Raw genomic sequence first — 19,393 nt, 5'->3', positions numbered from 1 at the left:
AAGATTTAACTACCAGAGGACCGTTACAGGACTTTCCAACCCGTCAGCTGACCTGAATGAAATCCAGTTGTTGCAGAAAATGGAAAAATGGCTAAAGCAGTATCATAAAGAAAAAATAAACCAATAACAGCACAATGATGCTAATTTGAACTCAGCTGTCAGGGAAAGTATTTAAATGACAATGAAATCTTTGTATCTTTATGCAAAGCTATTATGTTATAATTTAAACCATTATATCTTGGAAAAATCATCCCTTTATTCTGACAGCATACTAAGTAAACTTGCCCAGAGTTACCCCGGAAGCTGCACACTGGAAGAGCTGGCATCACTAATTGCCCCCCCTTATAATGTTCTGAGGTCATTTACCGAGAATATTTCCGCCCAAAGGGAAAACCATGCAAAAATTTTAGATGCGCTGATCCTTTTGGATGATAAGGGGTATATTGTCCTTGATCCGGCTTCAGATAAAAGCTGCATAACCCTAAAAGGCCTTCTGAAAATAAATCATACGGTATTTTTCAATTAGCCTGCGCCTGAAAAATTACAAAAAAAATAGTAAACTGACAGCTGTTTCTTTGGATTTTAAGCCCCTGATATACCCTGTACCTATTTCACAAAAACAACTAACAATCAAATCATTACCTGTAAAAACCGCTTAATACAGCAGATAATTTTTAAGAAATCTTACTAAAAATCAGAAAAGAAAAACAACTGTAAAACAGGTAAAAATACCTGCTGAAAAACAAAACATTAATACTATTTTTATTATAAATTATATTCAAATCACCCCGGCCGCTACTGTTAAGTTTTATGAACTATAAATTATAATTAAACCGCAAATTATGAAAATTGGAATCATAGGAATCAGCAGTCTTACTTTAGAACTGGCATTCAGATCAGCAGAGGCAGGCTGTAAAGTTGAGATATACAATCCAAAAGGAAACAGCCTTATCCGGGAGGTGACTCAAAAAATGGGAGCTGATATACAGCTCTGCTCACTTGAGCAGGCAGCCGATATGGAGATCGTTCTGTTGTTTATTGCCAAAGATGATTTAGAAAGAATAATTAAGGCGCTCCCGGATATGTCTGGAAAATTAATCATACATACCTCCACTTTAATATTTGACCCACTATCGCTATTATCAGGCATTACCAATGCTATGACCTATAAAATTACGGCTTGGCTGGTACCCGAAGCCCATGTGGTAAAGTTATTCAATCCTGTTAATCTCAAAGCAAAAAACAGCTGCATGAGCTGCAGCAATGAAGATGAAATATTTTTCATTGCAGATCATAATGATTCCAGAAAACAGGTAAGGGATTTTTTAAAAAAAATCAATTTTTCACCAATTGATCTTTCCGGCAGACTTCATCTTCGAAATACAGCCTTTAATTTAAAATCAATTGTCAATCCAATTAAAATCAATCCCTTTAAAAACAATCTGAATTAAAAAATATTGTCAGCTTAAATCAATTCTTATCATTTAGAATATAATGGAATAAATCAAATCATGAATTTCAGGTCCCACAATGCGATCTGATGAAAAAGCATTCTTTCTTGTAATTTAAATGGCAGAAAAAATGTAATGATACAAAATTCTCATTCAATTAATTTTGATCCTCAAAGCAGATGTATCAATAGAAATTGCAGTTCTTCTTTAGCAGCGTTGCAGCACTGATTTTAAACATTTTGCCTTATACTATTTTTGATATCTTTATATTAAAAACATTGTATGGATACAAAGCCTAATATTTTCATGAAAATTCTAAATATTCTGTCCAGAAATCCGCAAAAGAGTTATGATTTGGAAGATTTAACGAGTTTTGCAATACCTTGCTCAACTGAGCCGCATCAAGATAATTTATGGATTCAAAGGGGATATCAGGCAGAAGTTTTAGATGCGCTGATACTATTGGACAACCATGGATTTATAATTCTGGATTCAGTGTCAGATCAGAGCATTATTAGTATTAAGGGCCTCATTAATGTATCGAGCACTACTTTTTCAAATTAATCGTGAACTTTTGTTTTTTGCCCGTAAATCCAGCATTCCTTTTAACCAACTTAGGCCTTCAGCCAACTTAAAATGTTTAGAAATTAACAATTTGAGTTTTAAGCCGCAATAACAAGGTGCTAATTTTTTAATTACAATTGGCTTCGAATATTCAGTTCTCCAATACAAAACAGGGCCTAAAGAGGCCCTTAGCCCCGATAGCAGTGAAAATCCTTTTGCGCCGGCGTTCAGTGCAAAAGATTGCAACGGATAGCGGGAACAGCTCCAAAAAAATTGAACTTCAAAAATTAAGCTATCAAACACCTGCAATAATGTTCTATTTTTTGCAGTTTACAATTTACGCCTTAAACCAGCACAAAACAGCAGTCATACCATAATAAATACAGCTGGGAGGAGATTAAAAAAAATGAAGAAATTTAAAATTAAAAAAACAGGAGAACCACAGCTGGCTGGTATCCCGAAGCGAGTTCCCCAGGTTCATCTGCCTTTTCGAAGATAAAAGATTCAATTATAAAAAGAACATCACCGGACTCTCTGATTCATCAGGTGACCCTAAAGAACTACAGTTATTGCAGAAAATGGAAAAATGGCTAAAGCAGTACCATAAAGAGAAAATAAACCGATGACACTCATTACATCTTACCGGCTCAGCGGGGATAATATTCCCTGAAGTATCTCCTGAAGTTCCTGGATACCTGCCGGCTTTGATATATATTTTACCGATGTATTGTTCCTCTCGAGCCATGGGAGCATAACCTGCTCGGGAGGTGTCGAGAGTATAATGACCTCAATATGCTTTAAGCGCTCTGTCTGCTGCATGCGCTTTATAAATTCCAGTCCGTTGACCATGGGCATATTATAATCCAGGAATATAATATCGGGCAGCTCTTCTAAAACCTGCAGCTCTTCCCAAGCCCTGGCAGGATTATGCATGGTACGGCAAATGACTTCCTCCCCTAGTGCACTGAGAGCCTCAATAAAAAAAAGCGTATCATCACTGTCATCATCAATGAGAAGTATATTCTTGTACTGCATATCTAAATTTAATTTTTTTTTTTGCTTAAGCCGGATCCAATGCTTAGAATTATAACCTTGCAAAAGTATCGAAAAGTACTTATAATTACTATTTATTTTAAATGCTCCTATACAGACTTACACTTGATTTTTAAAGGCAGCATATAATAAGGGCTAGCCCCGATAGCAGTGGAAATCCTTTTGCGTCGGGGTTCGGCACAAAAGATTGGAACGTATAGCGGGAAGAGCTCCAAAAAAAACAATATCAAACTTAAAAAATAATGTTACATACAATTAAAAATAACCATCACAAAAGAAAAAATAAACGGATAACACTTATGAGTCCCCGCGGGAGATATTCTTCTCAGAAACAAAAAATAAACTTATAACCGGTCTTAGTAAAGCTTTTGCCCAGTGCAGAAGGAACACTTTTTTGAGCACCAGCACAAAGCCGGCAAAAGAACTGGGTTTCTGGACATAAAGGTCCGCCCCCTTATCAAAGGCATCTTCAATATCCGAAGGATGATCCCAGGTGGAGAGCATAACGGTGGGAATGTCCCGAAGCTCTTTATCGCCCTTTATTTCAGCGAGCGCCTGTTTGCCCCCTTTAACGGGCATATTGATATCGATAAAAATAATATCCGGATCGCTCTGGGACTTATCTTTTAAGGCATCGAGGAGCTCCTGCCCGTTTTCAACGGTAGTTACCTCAGAGGGAAGATCAGCCGCATCCAGGGCATCGATGAATAATTCCTGGTCGTCTTTATCATCTTCCGCCAATATAATCTTTACCGGCTCCTTTTCTTCTGAGTCATTAGGGGTTAGGGCTGGATTTTCAGAACTTATCATCTTGAAGGGGGTTAGAATTGTCAAAAATACTATATATTATATAATAAAATTTGCTACAAATCAATAATCTTAAAATCATTAGCAAATTTAGATATAAAGTGCAGTGGCAAATAATAAATCGGCGGCAATTTTGCCAACAAATAAAAGGACTAGGGATTTTTTTTATTTCTGTGGGAAAGATCATTGACTCTACAATAGATACCACAACGGCTGGGAATAGTAATGACAGCCTTTTGATAATGACAAACCCACTATTGGGTTCCATAAAAGGCTTGGCACATTAATAATTACTTATTGCCTTGAGTGATGGTGGTCTGGATCAGGTATTCTAGCGCCTGCTCCCCTCTGGATTCCAAATTAAAAAAAAAGAAAAAACATTTTTGAAAAATAGTCCGATTTAATAAATTCGCAGACTAAATTTTGGAAATATGAATATGAGAATTATAGGTTCCGGCAGTTGTATTCCCGAAATCAGAGTCTCTAATAAATATTTTGAAAACCACCTTTTTCTGGATGAAAATGGCAGGTCTTTGAATTATTCCAGAGAACGCATTATCGAGAAATTTACTGCCATTACAGGAATCGAGGAGCGCCGTTACGCGCCCGGGCATTATGTTGCATCAGACCTGGCTTTTATAGCCGCCCAAAAGGCTATTGAAACCGCCGGAATTGACCCAGAGAGTATCAACTACATTATAGTGGCACATAATTTTGGGGATGTGCGTTATAATACCATACAGTCCGATATGCTGCCCAGCTTAGCTTCCCGGGTCAAAAATAAGTTAAAGATTCAAAATGCCGCCTGTATTGCTTTGGATATCATTTTTGGATGCCCGGGCTGGATTCAGGGCATGATTCATGCCAATGCTTACATGCACGCGGGGATAGCCAGTCGATGTCTGGTTATCGGGGCCGAATGCCTTTCGCGTGTTGTAGACCAGCACGACAGGGATTCCATGATATATGCAGATGGCGCCGGGGCGGCAATTGTTGAATTATCAGACACAGGCAAAGGTTTACTGTCTCACAGCAGTTCGAGTTTTACCCTTGAGCAGGCAGACTATCTCTACTTTGGCAGCTCCTTTGACCCCGCCCAAGATCAGGATGTAAGGTATATCAAGATGCATGGAAGAAAAATATATGAATTTGCACTAAACCAAGTGCCCCAGGCAATGAAAAGCTGCATTGACAAGGCGGGAATTCAGATCGATCAGATCAAAAAGATATTAATACATCAGGCCAATGAAAAGATGGATGAGGCCATCGTTAACAGATTTTATAAGCTGTATGGAAAAACACCTCCGAAAGATGTTATGCCCATGATTATTAAATTTCTGGGAAACAGCAGTGTTGCCACAATCCCTACACTGTATGATTTAATTTCAAAAGGGGAACTGCCCGGGCATGAAATAAAAACCGGAGATATTATTCTGTTTGCGTCTGTTGGTGCAGGGATGAATATTAATGCCTTTGTTTACCAGTTTTAAGCAGTTTTATAGCCCAAACTGATCCCCGGTACAAATAAAAAAGGCACCTGATTAGAGGTGCCTTTAAAAACTCACTGTGATAGTATGGTTATGCTACAACTACGTTTACTGCGTTTGGACCTTTACGGCCTTCTTCTACGTCATATCGTACTTCATCGTTTTCACGGATGTTTTCTGACAGACCTGAAGCATGAACAAAAACTTCGGCTCCTCCATTATTAGGAGTTATAAATCCGAATCCTTTTTCTTCATTGAAAAATTTTACTGTACCTTCTTGCATTTTAATGTATTTAATTGTTCAAAGGTACATTTATTTAAATTAGAACTGACTGAATTTGAGTTTTATTTTTTTTTTATAATTGATGTGGCCCTGCGTCAGGGTTTACCTCAATAATGAATCCTGCTTATTCTATGATGCATCAAGGGGCATGTCTCAGATCAAGACATAATCATTAAAATAAATTTTAATAAAAATACTATATTAGAATAATGAAAAATTTTGTTAAAATAGTGTAACTAAAAAAGTGAGAATCCATAATACATTCGTAAAAATAAATCCCGCCATTAATGTATGATAATCTATTGCTTTTGAAGGACATTGTGGATAATACACCTTTGCCTACCGCTGTATACACAGGAGAAGAATTAAAAATAGAATTAGCCAACCCCGCTATGATAGAGGCGTGGGGCAAAGGAGATCAGGTAATTGGAAAAAACTATCTGGACGTCCTTCCTGAAATTCAAAACCAGCCGTTTTTTCAGCAGGCATTAGGCGTACTTAAAACCGGAACTGCTTTCCACGCAAAAGACAAACAGGTCGATTTAATGGTTAATGGGGCTTTAAGAACCTACTATTTTAATTACAGCTTTATCCCTCTTTTTGATCAACAGGGAAAAATTTATGCGGTAATGAACACAGGATCGGACGTCACTGACCTGCATCTGGCAAAACAACAGACCCAAAATGCTGAGGAAAGGCTAAGGATGGCTATTGACTCTTCTGAAATGGGAACTTACGAAATAGATCTTGCCACAAAGAAAATCAGCACTTCGGGAAATTTCAACAGCATCTGGTCCATAGACAGGGAAATTTCCAATGAAGAGCTTATAGCCAAACTGCACCCCGGGGATCAGGTCCTGCGCGAGAAAGCACATCAGGAATCGCTGCTTACCGGAAAAATGTGCTATCAGGCCAGAATCATAAATGATGACCAGACCATTAAGTGGGTTAAGATCAATGGTAAAATCATCAAGGACGAAAATGGTGTTCCCACAACCATTATCGGGATCATACAGGATATCCACGAGCAGAAACAATTTGAAGAGGAACTAAAAAAACAGGTCGCCGAGAGAACACAGGAGCTTCTCAGATCCAATGATGATCTGCTGCATTTTGCCAATGTAGTGAGTCATGACCTGAAAGAACCTATTAGAAAAATCAAGACTTTCAATAGTCTTTTAATAAATGAATGCAAGTCTGATTTTAATGAAAACTCAAAAAGATTCCTGCAAAAGGTAGAACAGTCCACGCAGAGGATGCAGAACATCATAGAGGGCATTCTCGCTTACTCTACCCTGGATAAAAGAACACAGCCCATTGAAAAGATAAATCTAAATGAGATAATCGAAAGTATCAAAACAGATCTAGAACTCATCATAAAGGAAAAGGGGGCTATACTGATCACAAGTGAGCTTCCTGATATACAAGGGGCGCCTATACTGATACAGCAGCTTTTTTACAACCTGATCCATAATGCACTGAAATTCTCAAAAGCAGACGAGCCCCCGAGGGTTATCATATCATTTGCTGTGGTAAATAATCAGGGTATTGACCTGGCCAAAATAACAATTAAGGACAATGGAATTGGACTGGATATTATTCATGCCGAGAAGATCTTTAATGCCTTTGAAAGACTGCATTCCAAAGACCAGTACGAAGGCAACGGGCTTGGTCTGGCACTTTGCAGAAAAATAGCCAAAAGACATAACGGTAACATTACGGCTACCGGTGAAAAAGATAATGGGGCAGAATTCATTGTTACCCTGCCTTTAACACAAAATACAGCAACGATATAGCGCTAATTCCCCAGCAAGCTTGTCAGGGCCGCTTACAATTAATCCTGATACGATTTGTCCTGTAAAAACTTATGGAACTTAAAGGGTTTGGTAAAACCGCTCTTAAATTCTAAAGCTGATCCAATTCTCTACACCTATTACAATAAAACATGCTAAAAGTCACTTATGTAAGTGAGATCTATAACTATATAACCAATAAATACCAAGCAAATTTGTGACAATAAATATCACATAAAAACATACTTAAAAAAATAAAATCATGCTGGAAATCTGGATCGCTTTATCCCTTACAGGGATTGTACTATTGGTAATGATAGTCTTTATATTCATAGAGATTGCAAAGACCAGAAAAGCATACCAAAAGGATTTAGATCGATATTCAGACCCTCATGAGAAAGAATTTGAAATAAATGACAAAGAATAATTATGAAATGTACATCGGATATCTCTCCCCCAACATTGTCAAAGTACACATCTACACCCTGGAGGCAGTATTTTTTAACAGCCTCATTAAGATCGGTAACAGTTTTGTAATTAATGGCGTGATCAAATTTAAATTTTGATTCCAGGAGTGTTACTTTTTCGTCAGAACCTGTAATTCCCACAACCCTGCATCCAAGAAGTTTGCCTATCTGTCCCACAACAGTACCAACTGCCCCCGCGGCTCCAGATACCACCAGGGTTTCACCTGCTTTTGGCTTGCCCGCTTGTATAAGTCCCAAATAAGCTGTCAGGCCTGTCATCCCTAAAATCCCCAGATATACAGACAGCCCACTCCCCTGATCCGTAATTTTAGTTAGGCCTTTTCCCTTAGAAATCTGATATTCTTTCCAGTCCAGATTACCTCAAACAAAGGTCCCTGTTTTAAAATCAGCATTTTTACTTTCCACAACCTCTGCTATAACAGCTAATTGTATGGGCTTATTTAATTCGAAAGGCGGCACATAAGATTTGACATCATTCATCCTTCCACGCAGGTAGGGATCTACAGAAATATATAATGATTTTAATAAGATCACCCCCTGTGACTACTGGTATTTGTTCTGTAATCAATTTAAAATCATTTAAAGCTGCTTTTCCAACAGGACGCTTTTCTAAAAGAATTTCAGTTCCCGCTAAAAATTAATTAGAACTCCTCAGCGTAAGAATTACAAGGAAATACTGCAGGAATAAAAATAGAATAAAAAGAATTTTAAGAAAATGATATTTATCCATTTAATATGTGATATATAACATTTTACTTTTAAATAATGTTTCGAATTCTGTTCCCGCTAATAAGATAAAAAGCTTTTGAGAAATTTGTTTTTTTTTGTTTTTGCATTTACAAGCGGGATAACCGCGCCAGCCTGGGGTAAATTAGGAGTAATGATTTCAAGTCATTATACTTTTTTTTCAGACTTTTCAAACATAATTATATCTTGCAGGGACTTAAAAAGCTTTTTAAAGTTCGTACGCTTTTTCAAAAACTGCACTTTCTTGAATTTGGTCATCGCTTCCTGTAGCTTATGCCCTGAATTTCGAGAATAAAGTACAATTGGAATTCTTTTTAAACCTTTAATGTCTCGAAGTAATTTAAGAAATCCAGTTCCATCAAGATCTAGCATGTTATAATCCAAGAAAATTATATCGGGTGATAATTTTGAATTCTGAAGTTTTTTTAGAGCTTCAAGTGCATTACCTTCTACTGATGATCTAATTTTATGATTAATTGCATTCACGACTAATACAAAAGTCTCTGCATCATCATTAATATCGTTGACTAGTAATATATTTTTGTATTTCATTCCCAAACTAAATTTTTCAGCAAAAAAGTTCTAATTTAAGCCAGATATTGTCTTTAAATTCAGTGCAATTTTATTACAAAATAAAACTATATCAAAGAGCAATAAAGCTAATTTGTAACAACTCTGAAAAACTTTGTAATAACTTACGGTCTATACTTTAAATTGATAAATACAAGTAGCGACTGTTTTATTTTTTTTTATTTCGTAAACCACAAACTTAGTAGAATTGGTTGAATTTTGATTGTTGCGAAGCAAGCTCTCTATCGCAAAAAGCCAAGAAGTTGAAGGCAATTTTCTAAAGTTGATTTTCTCAGTTTTGTGAAAGAACCGTGGCGCATCAGGTTTCAGATTTGATACTTTTTGCCACAAAATTTAAAGACTGCCTCTTTTTAAATTTCGGGGCAAAATTATATATAAACTAAATGCATTTTGTTCAAATCCCCAACAGGACATCCAAACCAAAATACTGAAGACAGGGAAAGACACCATTTAATGTTTACAATTAATTTTTTAGAATCTAGATTGTATTTAAAATAGGCCAGCTGCTTATTTATAGTATATATGGATAATATTTCTAATTAAATTATTAAAAGACAGTTTATTCGAAAATCTCTACAATTGCACATTTAATCCTATTAACGCTGATAAATAAAAAAAAATTAAAACTTACTTTTATGTAATGGCTAATTTAGTGTGAATTGGAGTAAAAAAAAAATCAAATTTAACATTTAGAATCCATTCTAGTGAGTAGCAATAAACTTCCAGTAATAGCTTTATCGTCCTTTGTTTTTAAACAGCATTTTATCTTTGTGCAGATAAAACTTAAAAGTATTTTGGCAAGACTTAACTATTTACAACATTTCTAAACAAGTAGTTACCTAAAAATATTACAGGATTATTAGCTATATTTGAATTGTGAAAAAACACCTGCCCATATTATTTTTATCAGTCTACCTTTTGTCTGTAACGCAGTTGGTGGAACTCATAAAGCTGCCTGTAATGGTAGAACATTATGTGGAACACAAAGAGCAAAATCCTAATTTAACTGTTCTTCAATTTTTGTGCATTCATTATCAGGGACCAGATGTATATGATGCTGATTATGCTAAGGATATGAAACTGCCTTTTAAATCACACACCAATATCAGTCCTGTTGTATTTTATCCGTTGATACAAGAATACAAAACCATACAAAAAGTAAATTTTACGTATAAAAAACAAAATTTATATACGTATTCTTTCTCCTATTTATCTATTTCCCTTTCCTCTATCTGGCAGCCGCCCAGAGACTGTTAATCGTTTTTTATCGGCTTAAAACTTTCACGTCTAATGGCGCGTGTTTTTGCTATTGCTTATTTTTTACAGCGACGATTAACAAAACAAACTTATGCTTACTAAAATAATTGAGTTTTTCCTAAGGAATAAACTCATCACAGGGCTTTTTACAATTGCCCCGATTGGCCTATGAAAAGCAATGCCGAGAGGAACAACATCGGGCTTAGCCAATGCATTGCCTGGATGAAAATGGAGAACAAAGAAGAATAGAAAATTAATACTTTAAAACAAAACATTATGAACGGAGCGCATTATCACTTAGTATTGAACCACTTGCCTATTATTATACCCATTGCAGGTTTATTGATACTCATAGGCGGATTTATAGTAAAATCTGAAATTGTAAAAAGAACAGCTTACTGTATTTTTATACTGGGAGCAATTACGGGATTTGCAGCAATAGCAACAGGCGAAGGTGCCGAGCACGTGGTAAAACAAATTGACGGAATCTCTAAAAGTTTAATCAATGAACATGAAGAAAAAGCAGAGGTATTTGCTTTACTATCCTATTTATTGGGCATAGGTTCGATAGCTGCTTTATGGAGCAATTGGAAAGAGAAATCATATGCTAATTATATTGCATTGGCTGTAATGGTATACTCTTTGGCAGTTTTATACTTTGGCCAGCAGACAGGAACTACAGGCGGAGAAATCAGACATTCTGAAATTAGGTAACTTCTAACGGATTATTTCATTAAAATTTTTACTAACTCAAAACAGTAGTATAAAATTTAGAATCATCCTACAAGTATTAATCCATTATTTTACAATGGGTTGATGTAATTTTATGATATAAAACAAAAAAAAATATGAATACAATTCAGGATGAGGCAAAACTTCAAACTTTTTTAAAATCAGTTGATTCAAATATAGAGAAGCTTAATGATAAAAAAATAATAGCTTTTTTTGAATTTCTGGGATTAATAGACCGTGAAGATGTACCCAAAAATTTTCTTGATTGGGAAACCATACTTGTTGTGGTTCCCAATCGAAATACTTTACAACAAATCAAACATTACAAAACTCTAATATATGGAATAACTTTTATTACGAACACTAATGCCAAAAAAATTCACATTTATGATTTTATTGACTGGCAAAATAAGACCAAAAATAAAACACAATTTCAAATAAGGCAGTTTCTAAAAACTAATTTTGGAGGAGTTGAAAAAAGCAATGATGATCGGGACTGGGTTAAATTACTATAAAACTATGCACAGCGAAAACCATTATATCAATAGAAGCGGATGGCTCAGAGCAGCTGTCCTGGGGGCAAACGATGGAATTTTATCGACCACCAGTTTAGCGATTGGCGTGGCAGCGGCAAGTGTTACCAGAGAGCCTATTTTACTGGCTGCCGTAGCAGGTTTAGTAGCAGGTGCGCTTTCTATGGCGGCAGGCGAATATGTATCGGTAAGTTCCCAGTCTGATGTAGGAACTGCCGATTTGAAAAGAGAAAAAATTGCGCTCAATACCTTGCCAGAAGAAGAACTGGAAGAACTCACCGATATTTATATTCAAAGAGGATTAAATAAAGAACTGGCCAGGCAGGTTGCTGTCGAATTAACGGCTCATGATGCCCTTGAAGCCCATGCGCGGGATGAACTGGGAATTAATGAAATCACACAGGCCAATCCTTTAACTGCAGCTTTTGCATCGGCCATATCCTTTATTATTGGAGGTCTGCTCCCTCTACTTGTGGCTATTTTTGCCCCTATCAAAGAAATGGTATTGTATCAATATGGCTTTTCAATACTCTTTTTGGCATTCTCGGGAATATTAGCCGCTAAAGCGGGCGGATCAAAAACAATAAAAGCTGTATTGCGTATCTGTATCTGGGGTACTTTTGCCATGGCAGCCTCAGCACTCGTTGGTTATCTTTTTGGCGTGCAGACTGCTTAGAAAATAGTTTTTTTGATTTAACATTTAATCTAATCTTAAGCAAGTAAAAAAAATAAGATACCCGACAATTCGTTATTTCGTATATACCTAAAAACAAATCCGTAAAATGAAACTAATTACAATGTTCCTTTTAATGACAGTGCTTCCCATCAACTGGGAACCTGACTTTACTAATGCAAAAAAAACAGCAAAGGAAAAGCACGAATTAATTCTATTGAACTTCTCCGGTTCAGACTGGTGCGGGCCTTGTATCGTGACGCGCAGAGACTATCTGGAAAATCAGGCTTTCACAGAGATGGCCAATGAAAATCTGGTACTCGTTAATGCTGATTTTCCAAGAAAAAAGAAAAACATTGGAACGCCCCAGCAGGTAAAGCGAAACGAAGATTTAGCCGAGATTTATAATAAAGAAGGAAGTTTCCCTTTAACCCTGCTTCTTGATGCGGATGGAAAAGTACTTAAAACCTGGCACGGAAAACCTGAAACTACTCCTGAGCAGTGGACAGCCGAAATAAAAGCGATCTGTGACAGCCGAAAATAATATATCCAAAGACCAAAAATATTCCGAGTCCCTAAAACTCATGGGAAACAACTTTACTATTACTGTTGTGGCCGAAAATGAGCATATCGGAAATAGGAATATTAATCTTGCCATTGAAGAAATCAGACGCATCGAAAAACTTTTGACTACTTATAAAGCCGATAGCCAAACCAACCTGATTAATGACAATGCGGGAATTGCACCTGTAAAAGTAGATCCTGAAGTTTTTAATCTTATCGAAAGAAGCTCTGGAATTTCCAGAATTACGCAAGGAGCATTTGATATTTCGTACGGAAGTATCGATAAAAGTCTTTGGAATTTTGATAAAACAATGACCAGTCTACCTGATGAACTCACAGCAAAAAAAATGGTGCATCTTATTGATTATCGAAACATAATTCTGGATAAAGAAAACACCACCGTATTTTTAAAAGAAAAAGGAATGCGAATTGGTTTTGGCGGAATCGGAAAAGGCTATGCTGCCGAAATGGCAAAACAAGTATTGCTAAAAAACAATGTGCAGAGCGGTATTATCAATGCCAGCGGAGATCTCTCTGCCTGGGGATTACAGCCGGGTGGCAAAAAATGGACCATTGGCGTGGCAGATCCTGATGCTCCAAATGCAGCATTCTCTTATATGGAAATATCCAATAAAGCGGTCGCAACATCGGGAAATTATGAAAAGTTCGTAACCATTAACGGAAAGAAATATTCACATACCATTGACCCAAAAACAGGACTTCCGATAACCGGAATAAAAAGCGTGACCATTATCGCGTCAAATGCAGAATTTGCAGATGCAATGGCCACACCAATAGCGGTTATGGGTATTAAAGCAGGCTTGTTTTTAATAGATCAGATAGCAGATCTATATTGTATTATCATCGACGACAACAATAAAATTTACACTTCTAAAAACATTAACCTGAAATGAAAAAGCCAAAACAAAAAGCGCTCGTACTATTCTGCAGCATTGCTTTTACGGGCCTTCTACTCACCTCCTGCACTTCGGTAAAGGAATACCAGAAAGGAAAAATCAACGATTCTGAAATGGTGCTCTCCAATAGGAAAATCGAAAAAACAGAACTGAGTTTTCAATCCTACCGAGAAGGAGCTTCCGGAGCAAATTCAGGAAAAAGCGGTGGTGGCTGCGGCTGTAACTAATTTTCATACGATCAAAAAATGAAAAGAATATTCATTACAGGATTTGCCTTGCTGGCATTATTTCAAACCAGAGCACAAAATGTTCCTACGGATTCTACCAGTTATAAAAGCAAAAAATTAAAACTGGAAGAAGTAAACTTAGTGTCCAGTTATTATAAGCAAAATGGAGACAACTCTGCCGTTACAGGAGGAATTGGTACGGAACATCTTACCGATATTGCCAATACCATTGATGTTAAGTTAGTGAAATACGGGGAAACCGGAATCAAGCATACTTTTGATATTGAAGCTGGTATTGATCATTACACATCAGCATCATCAGATATGATTGATTTAAGTGCCAATTCATCGGCATCCTCTTCAGACAATCGCTTCTACCCTTCTCTAACATATTTGAGAGAAAATGAAGAAAAAGGAAGAACATTGGGTATTGGCGTTTCATCATCGACCGAATTTGATTATCAGTCTTTTGGAGGAAATATTAGCTTCTCACAAAAAACAAAAGACAGAAACGGAGAATTTACAGCTAAATTTCAAACTTTCATAGATCAGCTGAAATTAATTGAACCCGTTGAGCTTCGTCCTGCCGGTCAGGAAGGTTACGGAAGCGCGAACCGAAATACTTTTGCAGGAACGTTAAGCTATTCTCAGGTGGTAAACAAAAATCTTCAGGTAATGCTTGTAGGCGATGTTATCAGCCAAAATGGCTATCTGAGCCTTCCTTTTCACAGGGTTTATTTTGCAGACGGTTCTGTTCATCAGGAAAAAATGCCGGATACCAGACTTAAAATTCCACTGGGAATCAGAGCAAGTTATTTTTTAGGAGACAATATGATTATCAGGGCATACTACCGCTATTATACAGATGACTGGAGCTTAAAAGCACATACCGCTGATCTTGAAATTCCGGTAAAATTAACGCAGGCATTTTCAGTGAGCCCGTTTTACCGATATTATACTCAGACAGGAACAAAATATTTTAAACCCTACGGAGAACATACTGCAGCTGATGAATATTACACCAGTAACTATGATTTGTCTAAGTTTGACAGCAGTTTCTTTGGTATGGGAATGAAATTCACGCCTTTAAACGGAATCTTCGGCCTCAAACACTGGAATACACTGGAGATACGTTATGGACATTATACAAGGACTACTAATATGACATCTGATATTATAAGTATCAACATTAAATACAAATAGTTAAAAACTTAATTCAAAATTACATTCATTAAAAAACCACCAAAGTCGTTTGACGATGGTGGTTTATAATTTTAGACAATCAGTGCTCTTTTGTTTAGGAATCATTTTATTCAGGAATTGAACAAACTTTCAAAAAGAACTGTGGTAATTTTGATCTATTAGGAAATTGGAAGTGTTATCTTTCTTACCATAAAAAGCTAAGACGATTTTAATGCTACTCTCATATAAAAAAAAATAAAGTCAGATACAAATTTACATCAATCCCCAACAGGACATCCAAACCAAATTGCTCAAGCCGCTGAAAGTCATACCCTACCAGTAGTAAGCCAATCTCTTCAAATCATCCAAAAAAGATGTTGTAATTTGTCCCGTCGAGGTCACCACAGCCAAATGGCGCCAATTGAAGACAATTGACGCCATTTTTTATTATAACCTTTAATTTTCTTATTGGCATATAGCCGCAATACGCTATGTATTGTTTCATGAGCCTAAAAAGACGATTATTTGGCAAAGTTGAAAAGGCACGGCTCTTTCTTTGAGTTCTTCATCGATTACTGCTTTTACAGCCGTAAAGCCTGTTTACTTTTTTGCACTGCTGTATTTGAAATACAACAATTGGTTTCAAATTTACATTTCTCCAAAGACAAATTGAGCCCGCTGCACCATAGCCCCGATAGCAGTGAAAATCCGTTTGTGTTGGTGTTCGGCACAAAAGATTGGAACGTATAGGGGGAAAAAGCTCCAAAAAAAAGCATTATATACAATTGACGATGCTGACCACTCCAAATTAAATTCCGCCAGCAATTCCCAATACCCGATTAATCCATGTCTTGCAGAGCTCAGCCCGCTTTTCTGCAGTCAGCCATAAAAAAAGCAGGGACTTGCCACGCCCCGGCTCAAAATCCAGCTGATGTATCTCAGCGATAATTAACGGCATCAAAAAAACATCCCCCATCTCAGGCCCCGGCAAATGGCTCTCCGTACACAATGAGGTCCCAAAATTTACCGGCCAGTTTGAGGATAAAAGATTTATTTATGAAAGGACCATTACAGGGCTTCCTGATCCTGCAGGTGATCCTAAAGTAGTGCAGCTATTGCAGAGAATGGAAAAATGGCTTAAGGGATATCATAAGGAAAAAATAAAAAGCTAGAGTCACTATTCATGCATCTAATTTATTAGAATGCAACATAATTTTCTACAATATTGGGTTGAGTATCCAAAGAACACAGAATATAAAAAAGGAGCTTATCTATGTAATGCTAATTTTTACATTAATATCAAAAACTAATCTTATGATATTGAGCTGCAGCCGGCAATTCTTTTAAGCAGTACTTCCCTAGTACTACAAATTTCTATTTTTTGAATTTGAAGTATGGTCCGCTTTAATTGATTACTTTTATGATATGAAAGCAATTCCCGAGAAAAATAATTTTATAATTGTAGTAGGTACCTCTGCAGGGGGAATGAAAGCCCTGATAAAGTTGGTGGAACAGCTTCCAAAAGATTTCCCGGCTCCTTTGCTGATTGTTCAGCATATCTCTGCTGATGCGACAGGAAATGCGCTGTTAAATGTATTGAATGAAAAAGGAAAACTAAAATGCGTCCATGCCAAAGAGGGAAATAAGATTGAATCGGGCCATATTTATTTTGCCCCCTCCGATCATCACCTTATGATTGAAAAAAATGGTACTCTTCTGGTCACCAAAGGTGCGCAGGAGAATCGATCACGCCCTGCAATCGACCCTTTGTTCAGATCGGCAGCAGCATCTTTTGGAAACAGAACAATAGGGATACTTTTAACAGGATATCTCGATGACGGTACAGCAGGGCTTATAGCCATCCAAAGATGTGGAGGCATCAGCATTGTTCAGGATCCTGCGGATGCTGATTATCCCGATATGCCTAAAAATGCACTGAACCAAATGAAACCGGATTATTGTATACCCATCGCAGAGATGGGCAGTGTGCTTTCGACCCTGATGAGAAGAAAACCCAAGAAACAACGGGCAATTCCAGAAGGCATTGTAAAGGAAGTCAAAATCGCACAACGTGTATTGAGCGACCTGCCTTCTGTCAATTCACTGGGGGAACAGGTTCCTTTTAACTGCCCAGGCTGTGGAGGTGTCTTGTGGAAAATGAACAAAGGACCCGGACTGAGATATCGCTGTCATACAGGTCATGCCTATACAGCCGCTTCTTTGCTGGCAGAACAGACCAAGAAAATCGAAGAAACCATGTGGACTGCCTTAAGAATGTTTGAAGAAAGAAAAAATCTGCTTACCACCATAGCAAATGATCAAAAAGGAAGCATAGCCGCCTCTGCCAAGGAAAGGGCAGCAATGTCACAGGTGCATATTGACAGGATACGAAGTATTTTACTGGCTGATGATAAATCAAGTATAAGTGATTCTCCGATCTGATTTTTAAACTTAAGTAAATAAAAATATATCCGTCCAATCAATTTCTGCACTTATTTCTTAACGCGGTTCTGTCGCATCTGTCAGAATCAAATATAAGAATTTTAGTAATTTTAAAATTAAATTGCCAATTTACAGAATGATTTAAACATAGTTATCCCTGGTCTAACCATCTGATTCTTTCTGGGCATATGCACAACTTCAATTCCACTCAAGGTTCGTTTGTCCGATTCAAAACTTTTAAAGCCTAATGCGTTTTGGATGCGCCACTTGATAAAAAGATGATCCTGTTCGACAACATTGTTAAGATATTTACACTGCCCGACTTTAATCTTTGAGAACGAACGCTTGTTATAGACTTTGACCTTTCTCTTCTTCATCTCTGATTCAATGAAGGGTGTAAATTTATAAACCCAGCTCTGAATCGTAGCATGATCCACAAGCACTCCCCTTATCTTCATTATTTCTTAAACATCCCGATAACTTAAATTAAACCTAAGCTTAAAATATACTGCCTGCAGAATAATAGACTTTTAATAACAATGACCTTTGGCATTCATTTTTCGATGGGTTTAAAATTCTAAAGATAAAAGTTATTCCAGATGCGAGAAAACCTCTTAAGACTATAGAATAAAATAGCACCTTTAATTTTGAAAAATATAAAAAATTGTAAATTTACATTATCATTTAGCTTATAGATAAGTTTAATAATCTAATCATTAAAATGAATTTGGAATTTTACAGACCAAAAAATACGCTGCTCAAAAAGTATATCGAAGGATTTTATTTTATTGTGGAAGATTCTACGTCTGATCCTTTAATCTATCGCACATTCCCTAATAATTATGTTATTATTGCTATTGCGCAGAATATTGCTTTGACCCATAGAGACGCAATGATGATAATTACTCCTTCAAAGGAAAATAACATTGTTTCTAACATCATCTACCGTTATAATACTCCAATCGAAATATCGTATCTGAAACTCATCAATGAGATTACCATATATTTTAAGCCACTGGGCTTGAATTCTTTTATCGAAAACCTAGATTTTTTTTATTCTAAAGATCATACTAGGAAAATTGAATTCGATCCGTATACTGATTTTAAAGAGGAAATGGAGAAAATTTTCAATATCACGGACAGGCAAAAACAGATTGAAACTCTTGAACTTTACTGGTTATCTAAATTCAGAGAAAAAGATGTGTCACTGATTCAGGAATTGATCCAGGACATAGAAGCTGATGCCAAAATAACTGAACTGGCAAAGAGGTATAAAATTTCAAGACAGTACCTCAGTAAAATATTTCAAAAACATGTTGGAAAATCCCCCTCAGAATATCGAAAAATACATCGATTCAGAAGATCAATTATTGAAAAAAACAAAGCAAAAAACTTAACCGAATTATCGTGCGATAACCTATTCTATGATCAATCGCATTTTATTAAAGATTTTCAGGACCTGCCCCATAACAACCCGAAATTTTTCTTCAAAAATGTAGATACAGAAAAAGAAAATGTGTGGCTTTTTATTTAATACTGTTTCCATTTTTACAATTTCAAAAGCGAACCATTTACTTTCTTTGCCATTGAAATATTTGAAAT

22 protein-coding genes are annotated in these 19,393 nt (G+C 36.5%); 15 read left to right on the top strand and 7 right to left on the bottom strand.

The window, feature by feature from the left end; translation table 11 throughout:
* Positions 1-238: 238 nt before the first annotated feature.
* The 3 genes from ACQY44_RS23990 (at position 239) to ACQY44_RS23980 (ending at position 2,015) form a co-directional block, all read left to right on the top strand.
* Positions 239-526, top strand: a complete 288-nt coding sequence (locus tag ACQY44_RS23990) for a hypothetical protein (protein ID WP_428232796.1) — start codon at positions 239-241, stop codon at positions 524-526.
* Positions 527-842: 316 nt separating this feature from the next.
* Positions 843-1,451, top strand: coding sequence for an NAD(P)-binding domain-containing protein (locus ACQY44_RS23985; protein ID WP_428232795.1), 609 nt, complete (start codon positions 843-845; stop codon positions 1,449-1,451).
* Positions 1,452-1,733: 282 nt separating this feature from the next.
* Positions 1,734-2,015 (top strand): hypothetical protein, encoded by a 282-nt coding sequence (locus ACQY44_RS23980; protein WP_428232794.1) that lies wholly within the window; start codon positions 1,734-1,736, stop codon positions 2,013-2,015.
* A gap of 639 nt (positions 2,016-2,654) precedes the next feature.
* Here the strand turns inward: ACQY44_RS23980 and ACQY44_RS23975 are convergent.
* Entirely contained in the window at positions 2,655-3,050 is a 396-nt protein-coding gene (locus ACQY44_RS23975; protein WP_428232793.1) for a response regulator, read from the bottom strand.
* Positions 3,051-3,365: 315 nt separating this feature from the next.
* Positions 3,366-3,878 carry a response regulator gene (locus tag ACQY44_RS23970; RefSeq protein WP_428232792.1) on the bottom strand — a complete coding sequence of 171 codons (513 nt, stop codon included), beginning with the start codon at positions 3,876-3,878 and terminating at the stop codon, positions 3,366-3,368.
* Positions 3,879-4,306: 428 nt separating this feature from the next.
* On the opposite strand from ACQY44_RS23970, the gene ACQY44_RS23965 reads away from it, so the two are divergent.
* Positions 4,307-5,365, top strand: a complete 1,059-nt coding sequence (locus ACQY44_RS23965; protein ID WP_428232791.1) for a 3-oxoacyl-ACP synthase III family protein — start codon at positions 4,307-4,309, stop codon at positions 5,363-5,365.
* A gap of 88 nt (positions 5,366-5,453) precedes the next feature.
* Here ACQY44_RS23965 and ACQY44_RS23960 read toward each other — a convergent pair whose 3' ends face one another.
* Positions 5,454-5,645 (bottom strand): cold-shock protein, encoded by a 192-nt coding sequence (locus ACQY44_RS23960; RefSeq protein WP_140511093.1) that lies wholly within the window; start codon positions 5,643-5,645, stop codon positions 5,454-5,456.
* A gap of 287 nt (positions 5,646-5,932) precedes the next feature.
* Between ACQY44_RS23960 and ACQY44_RS23955 the strand changes: the two genes are divergently transcribed.
* Positions 5,933-7,441: an ATP-binding protein gene (locus ACQY44_RS23955; RefSeq protein WP_428232790.1), complete on the top strand. Its 1,509-nt coding sequence runs from the start codon at positions 5,933-5,935 to the stop codon at positions 7,439-7,441.
* A gap of 326 nt (positions 7,442-7,767) precedes the next feature.
* Here the strand turns inward: ACQY44_RS23955 and ACQY44_RS23950 are convergent, their stop codons facing one another.
* The 3 genes from ACQY44_RS23950 to ACQY44_RS23940 all read right to left on the bottom strand — a co-directional run bounded on the left by ACQY44_RS23950 (position 7,768) and on the right by ACQY44_RS23940 (position 9,225).
* Positions 7,768-8,184 carry a zinc-binding dehydrogenase gene (locus ACQY44_RS23950; RefSeq protein WP_428232789.1) on the bottom strand — a complete coding sequence of 139 codons (417 nt, stop codon included), beginning with the start codon at positions 8,182-8,184 and terminating at the stop codon, positions 7,768-7,770.
* Between the two features lie 102 nt (positions 8,185-8,286).
* On the bottom strand, positions 8,287-8,406 hold the full coding sequence (locus ACQY44_RS23945; RefSeq protein WP_428232788.1) for a hypothetical protein: 120 nt from the start codon (positions 8,404-8,406) through the stop codon (positions 8,287-8,289).
* A gap of 414 nt (positions 8,407-8,820) precedes the next feature.
* Positions 8,821-9,225 (bottom strand): response regulator, encoded by a 405-nt coding sequence (locus tag ACQY44_RS23940; RefSeq protein WP_428232787.1) that lies wholly within the window; start codon positions 9,223-9,225, stop codon positions 8,821-8,823.
* 999 nt (positions 9,226-10,224) lie between these two features.
* On the opposite strand from ACQY44_RS23940, the gene ACQY44_RS23935 reads away from it, so the two are divergent.
* The 9 genes from ACQY44_RS23935 to ACQY44_RS23895 all read left to right on the top strand — a co-directional run bounded on the left by ACQY44_RS23935 (position 10,225) and on the right by ACQY44_RS23895 (position 17,791).
* On the top strand, positions 10,225-10,521 hold the full coding sequence (locus ACQY44_RS23935) for a hypothetical protein (RefSeq protein WP_428232786.1): 297 nt from the start codon (positions 10,225-10,227) through the stop codon (positions 10,519-10,521).
* Positions 10,522-10,797: 276 nt separating this feature from the next.
* Positions 10,798-11,235, top strand: coding sequence for a hypothetical protein (locus tag ACQY44_RS23930; protein ID WP_428232785.1), 438 nt, complete (start codon positions 10,798-10,800; stop codon positions 11,233-11,235).
* A gap of 134 nt (positions 11,236-11,369) precedes the next feature.
* On the top strand, positions 11,370-11,768 hold the full coding sequence (locus ACQY44_RS23925) for a hypothetical protein (protein WP_428232784.1): 399 nt from the start codon (positions 11,370-11,372) through the stop codon (positions 11,766-11,768).
* A 4-nt stretch (positions 11,769-11,772) separates the two neighbouring features.
* Positions 11,773-12,462, top strand: coding sequence for a VIT1/CCC1 transporter family protein (locus ACQY44_RS23920; RefSeq protein ID WP_428232819.1), 690 nt, complete (start codon positions 11,773-11,775; stop codon positions 12,460-12,462).
* A gap of 106 nt (positions 12,463-12,568) precedes the next feature.
* On the top strand, positions 12,569-13,003 hold the full coding sequence (locus ACQY44_RS23915) for a thioredoxin family protein (protein ID WP_428232783.1): 435 nt from the start codon (positions 12,569-12,571) through the stop codon (positions 13,001-13,003).
* Positions 13,004-13,043: 40 nt separating this feature from the next.
* Positions 13,044-13,937 (top strand): FAD:protein FMN transferase, encoded by an 894-nt coding sequence (locus tag ACQY44_RS23910; RefSeq protein ID WP_428232782.1) that lies wholly within the window; start codon positions 13,044-13,046, stop codon positions 13,935-13,937.
* Positions 13,934-14,167 carry a DUF4266 domain-containing protein gene (locus ACQY44_RS23905; RefSeq protein WP_428232781.1) on the top strand — a complete coding sequence of 78 codons (234 nt, stop codon included), beginning with the start codon at positions 13,934-13,936 and terminating at the stop codon, positions 14,165-14,167. The genes ACQY44_RS23910 and ACQY44_RS23905 overlap by 4 nt, the downstream gene beginning before the upstream one ends.
* 18 nt (positions 14,168-14,185) lie before the next feature.
* On the top strand, positions 14,186-15,370 hold the full coding sequence (locus ACQY44_RS23900) for a DUF3570 domain-containing protein (RefSeq protein ID WP_428232780.1): 1,185 nt from the start codon (positions 14,186-14,188) through the stop codon (positions 15,368-15,370).
* 1,404 nt (positions 15,371-16,774) lie between these two features.
* On the top strand, positions 16,775-17,791 hold the full coding sequence (locus ACQY44_RS23895) for a chemotaxis protein CheB (protein WP_428232779.1): 1,017 nt from the start codon (positions 16,775-16,777) through the stop codon (positions 17,789-17,791).
* 116 nt (positions 17,792-17,907) lie between these two features.
* On the opposite strand, the gene ACQY44_RS23890 is transcribed toward ACQY44_RS23895, so the two are convergent.
* Positions 17,908-18,168, bottom strand: coding sequence for a DDE-type integrase/transposase/recombinase (locus ACQY44_RS23890; RefSeq protein ID WP_428232818.1), 261 nt, complete (start codon positions 18,166-18,168; stop codon positions 17,908-17,910).
* 344 nt (positions 18,169-18,512) lie between these two features.
* On the opposite strand from ACQY44_RS23890, the gene ACQY44_RS23885 reads away from it, so the two are divergent.
* Positions 18,513-19,325 carry a helix-turn-helix domain-containing protein gene (locus ACQY44_RS23885; protein ID WP_428232778.1) on the top strand — a complete coding sequence of 271 codons (813 nt, stop codon included), beginning with the start codon at positions 18,513-18,515 and terminating at the stop codon, positions 19,323-19,325.
* Positions 19,326-19,393: the final 68 nt, after the last annotated feature.

The organism is Flavobacterium sp. (genome assembly GCF_965277525.1).
Lineage (GTDB): Bacteria > Bacteroidota > Bacteroidia > Flavobacteriales > Flavobacteriaceae > Flavobacterium.
This window is presented reverse-complemented; position numbering and strand designations above follow the sequence as displayed.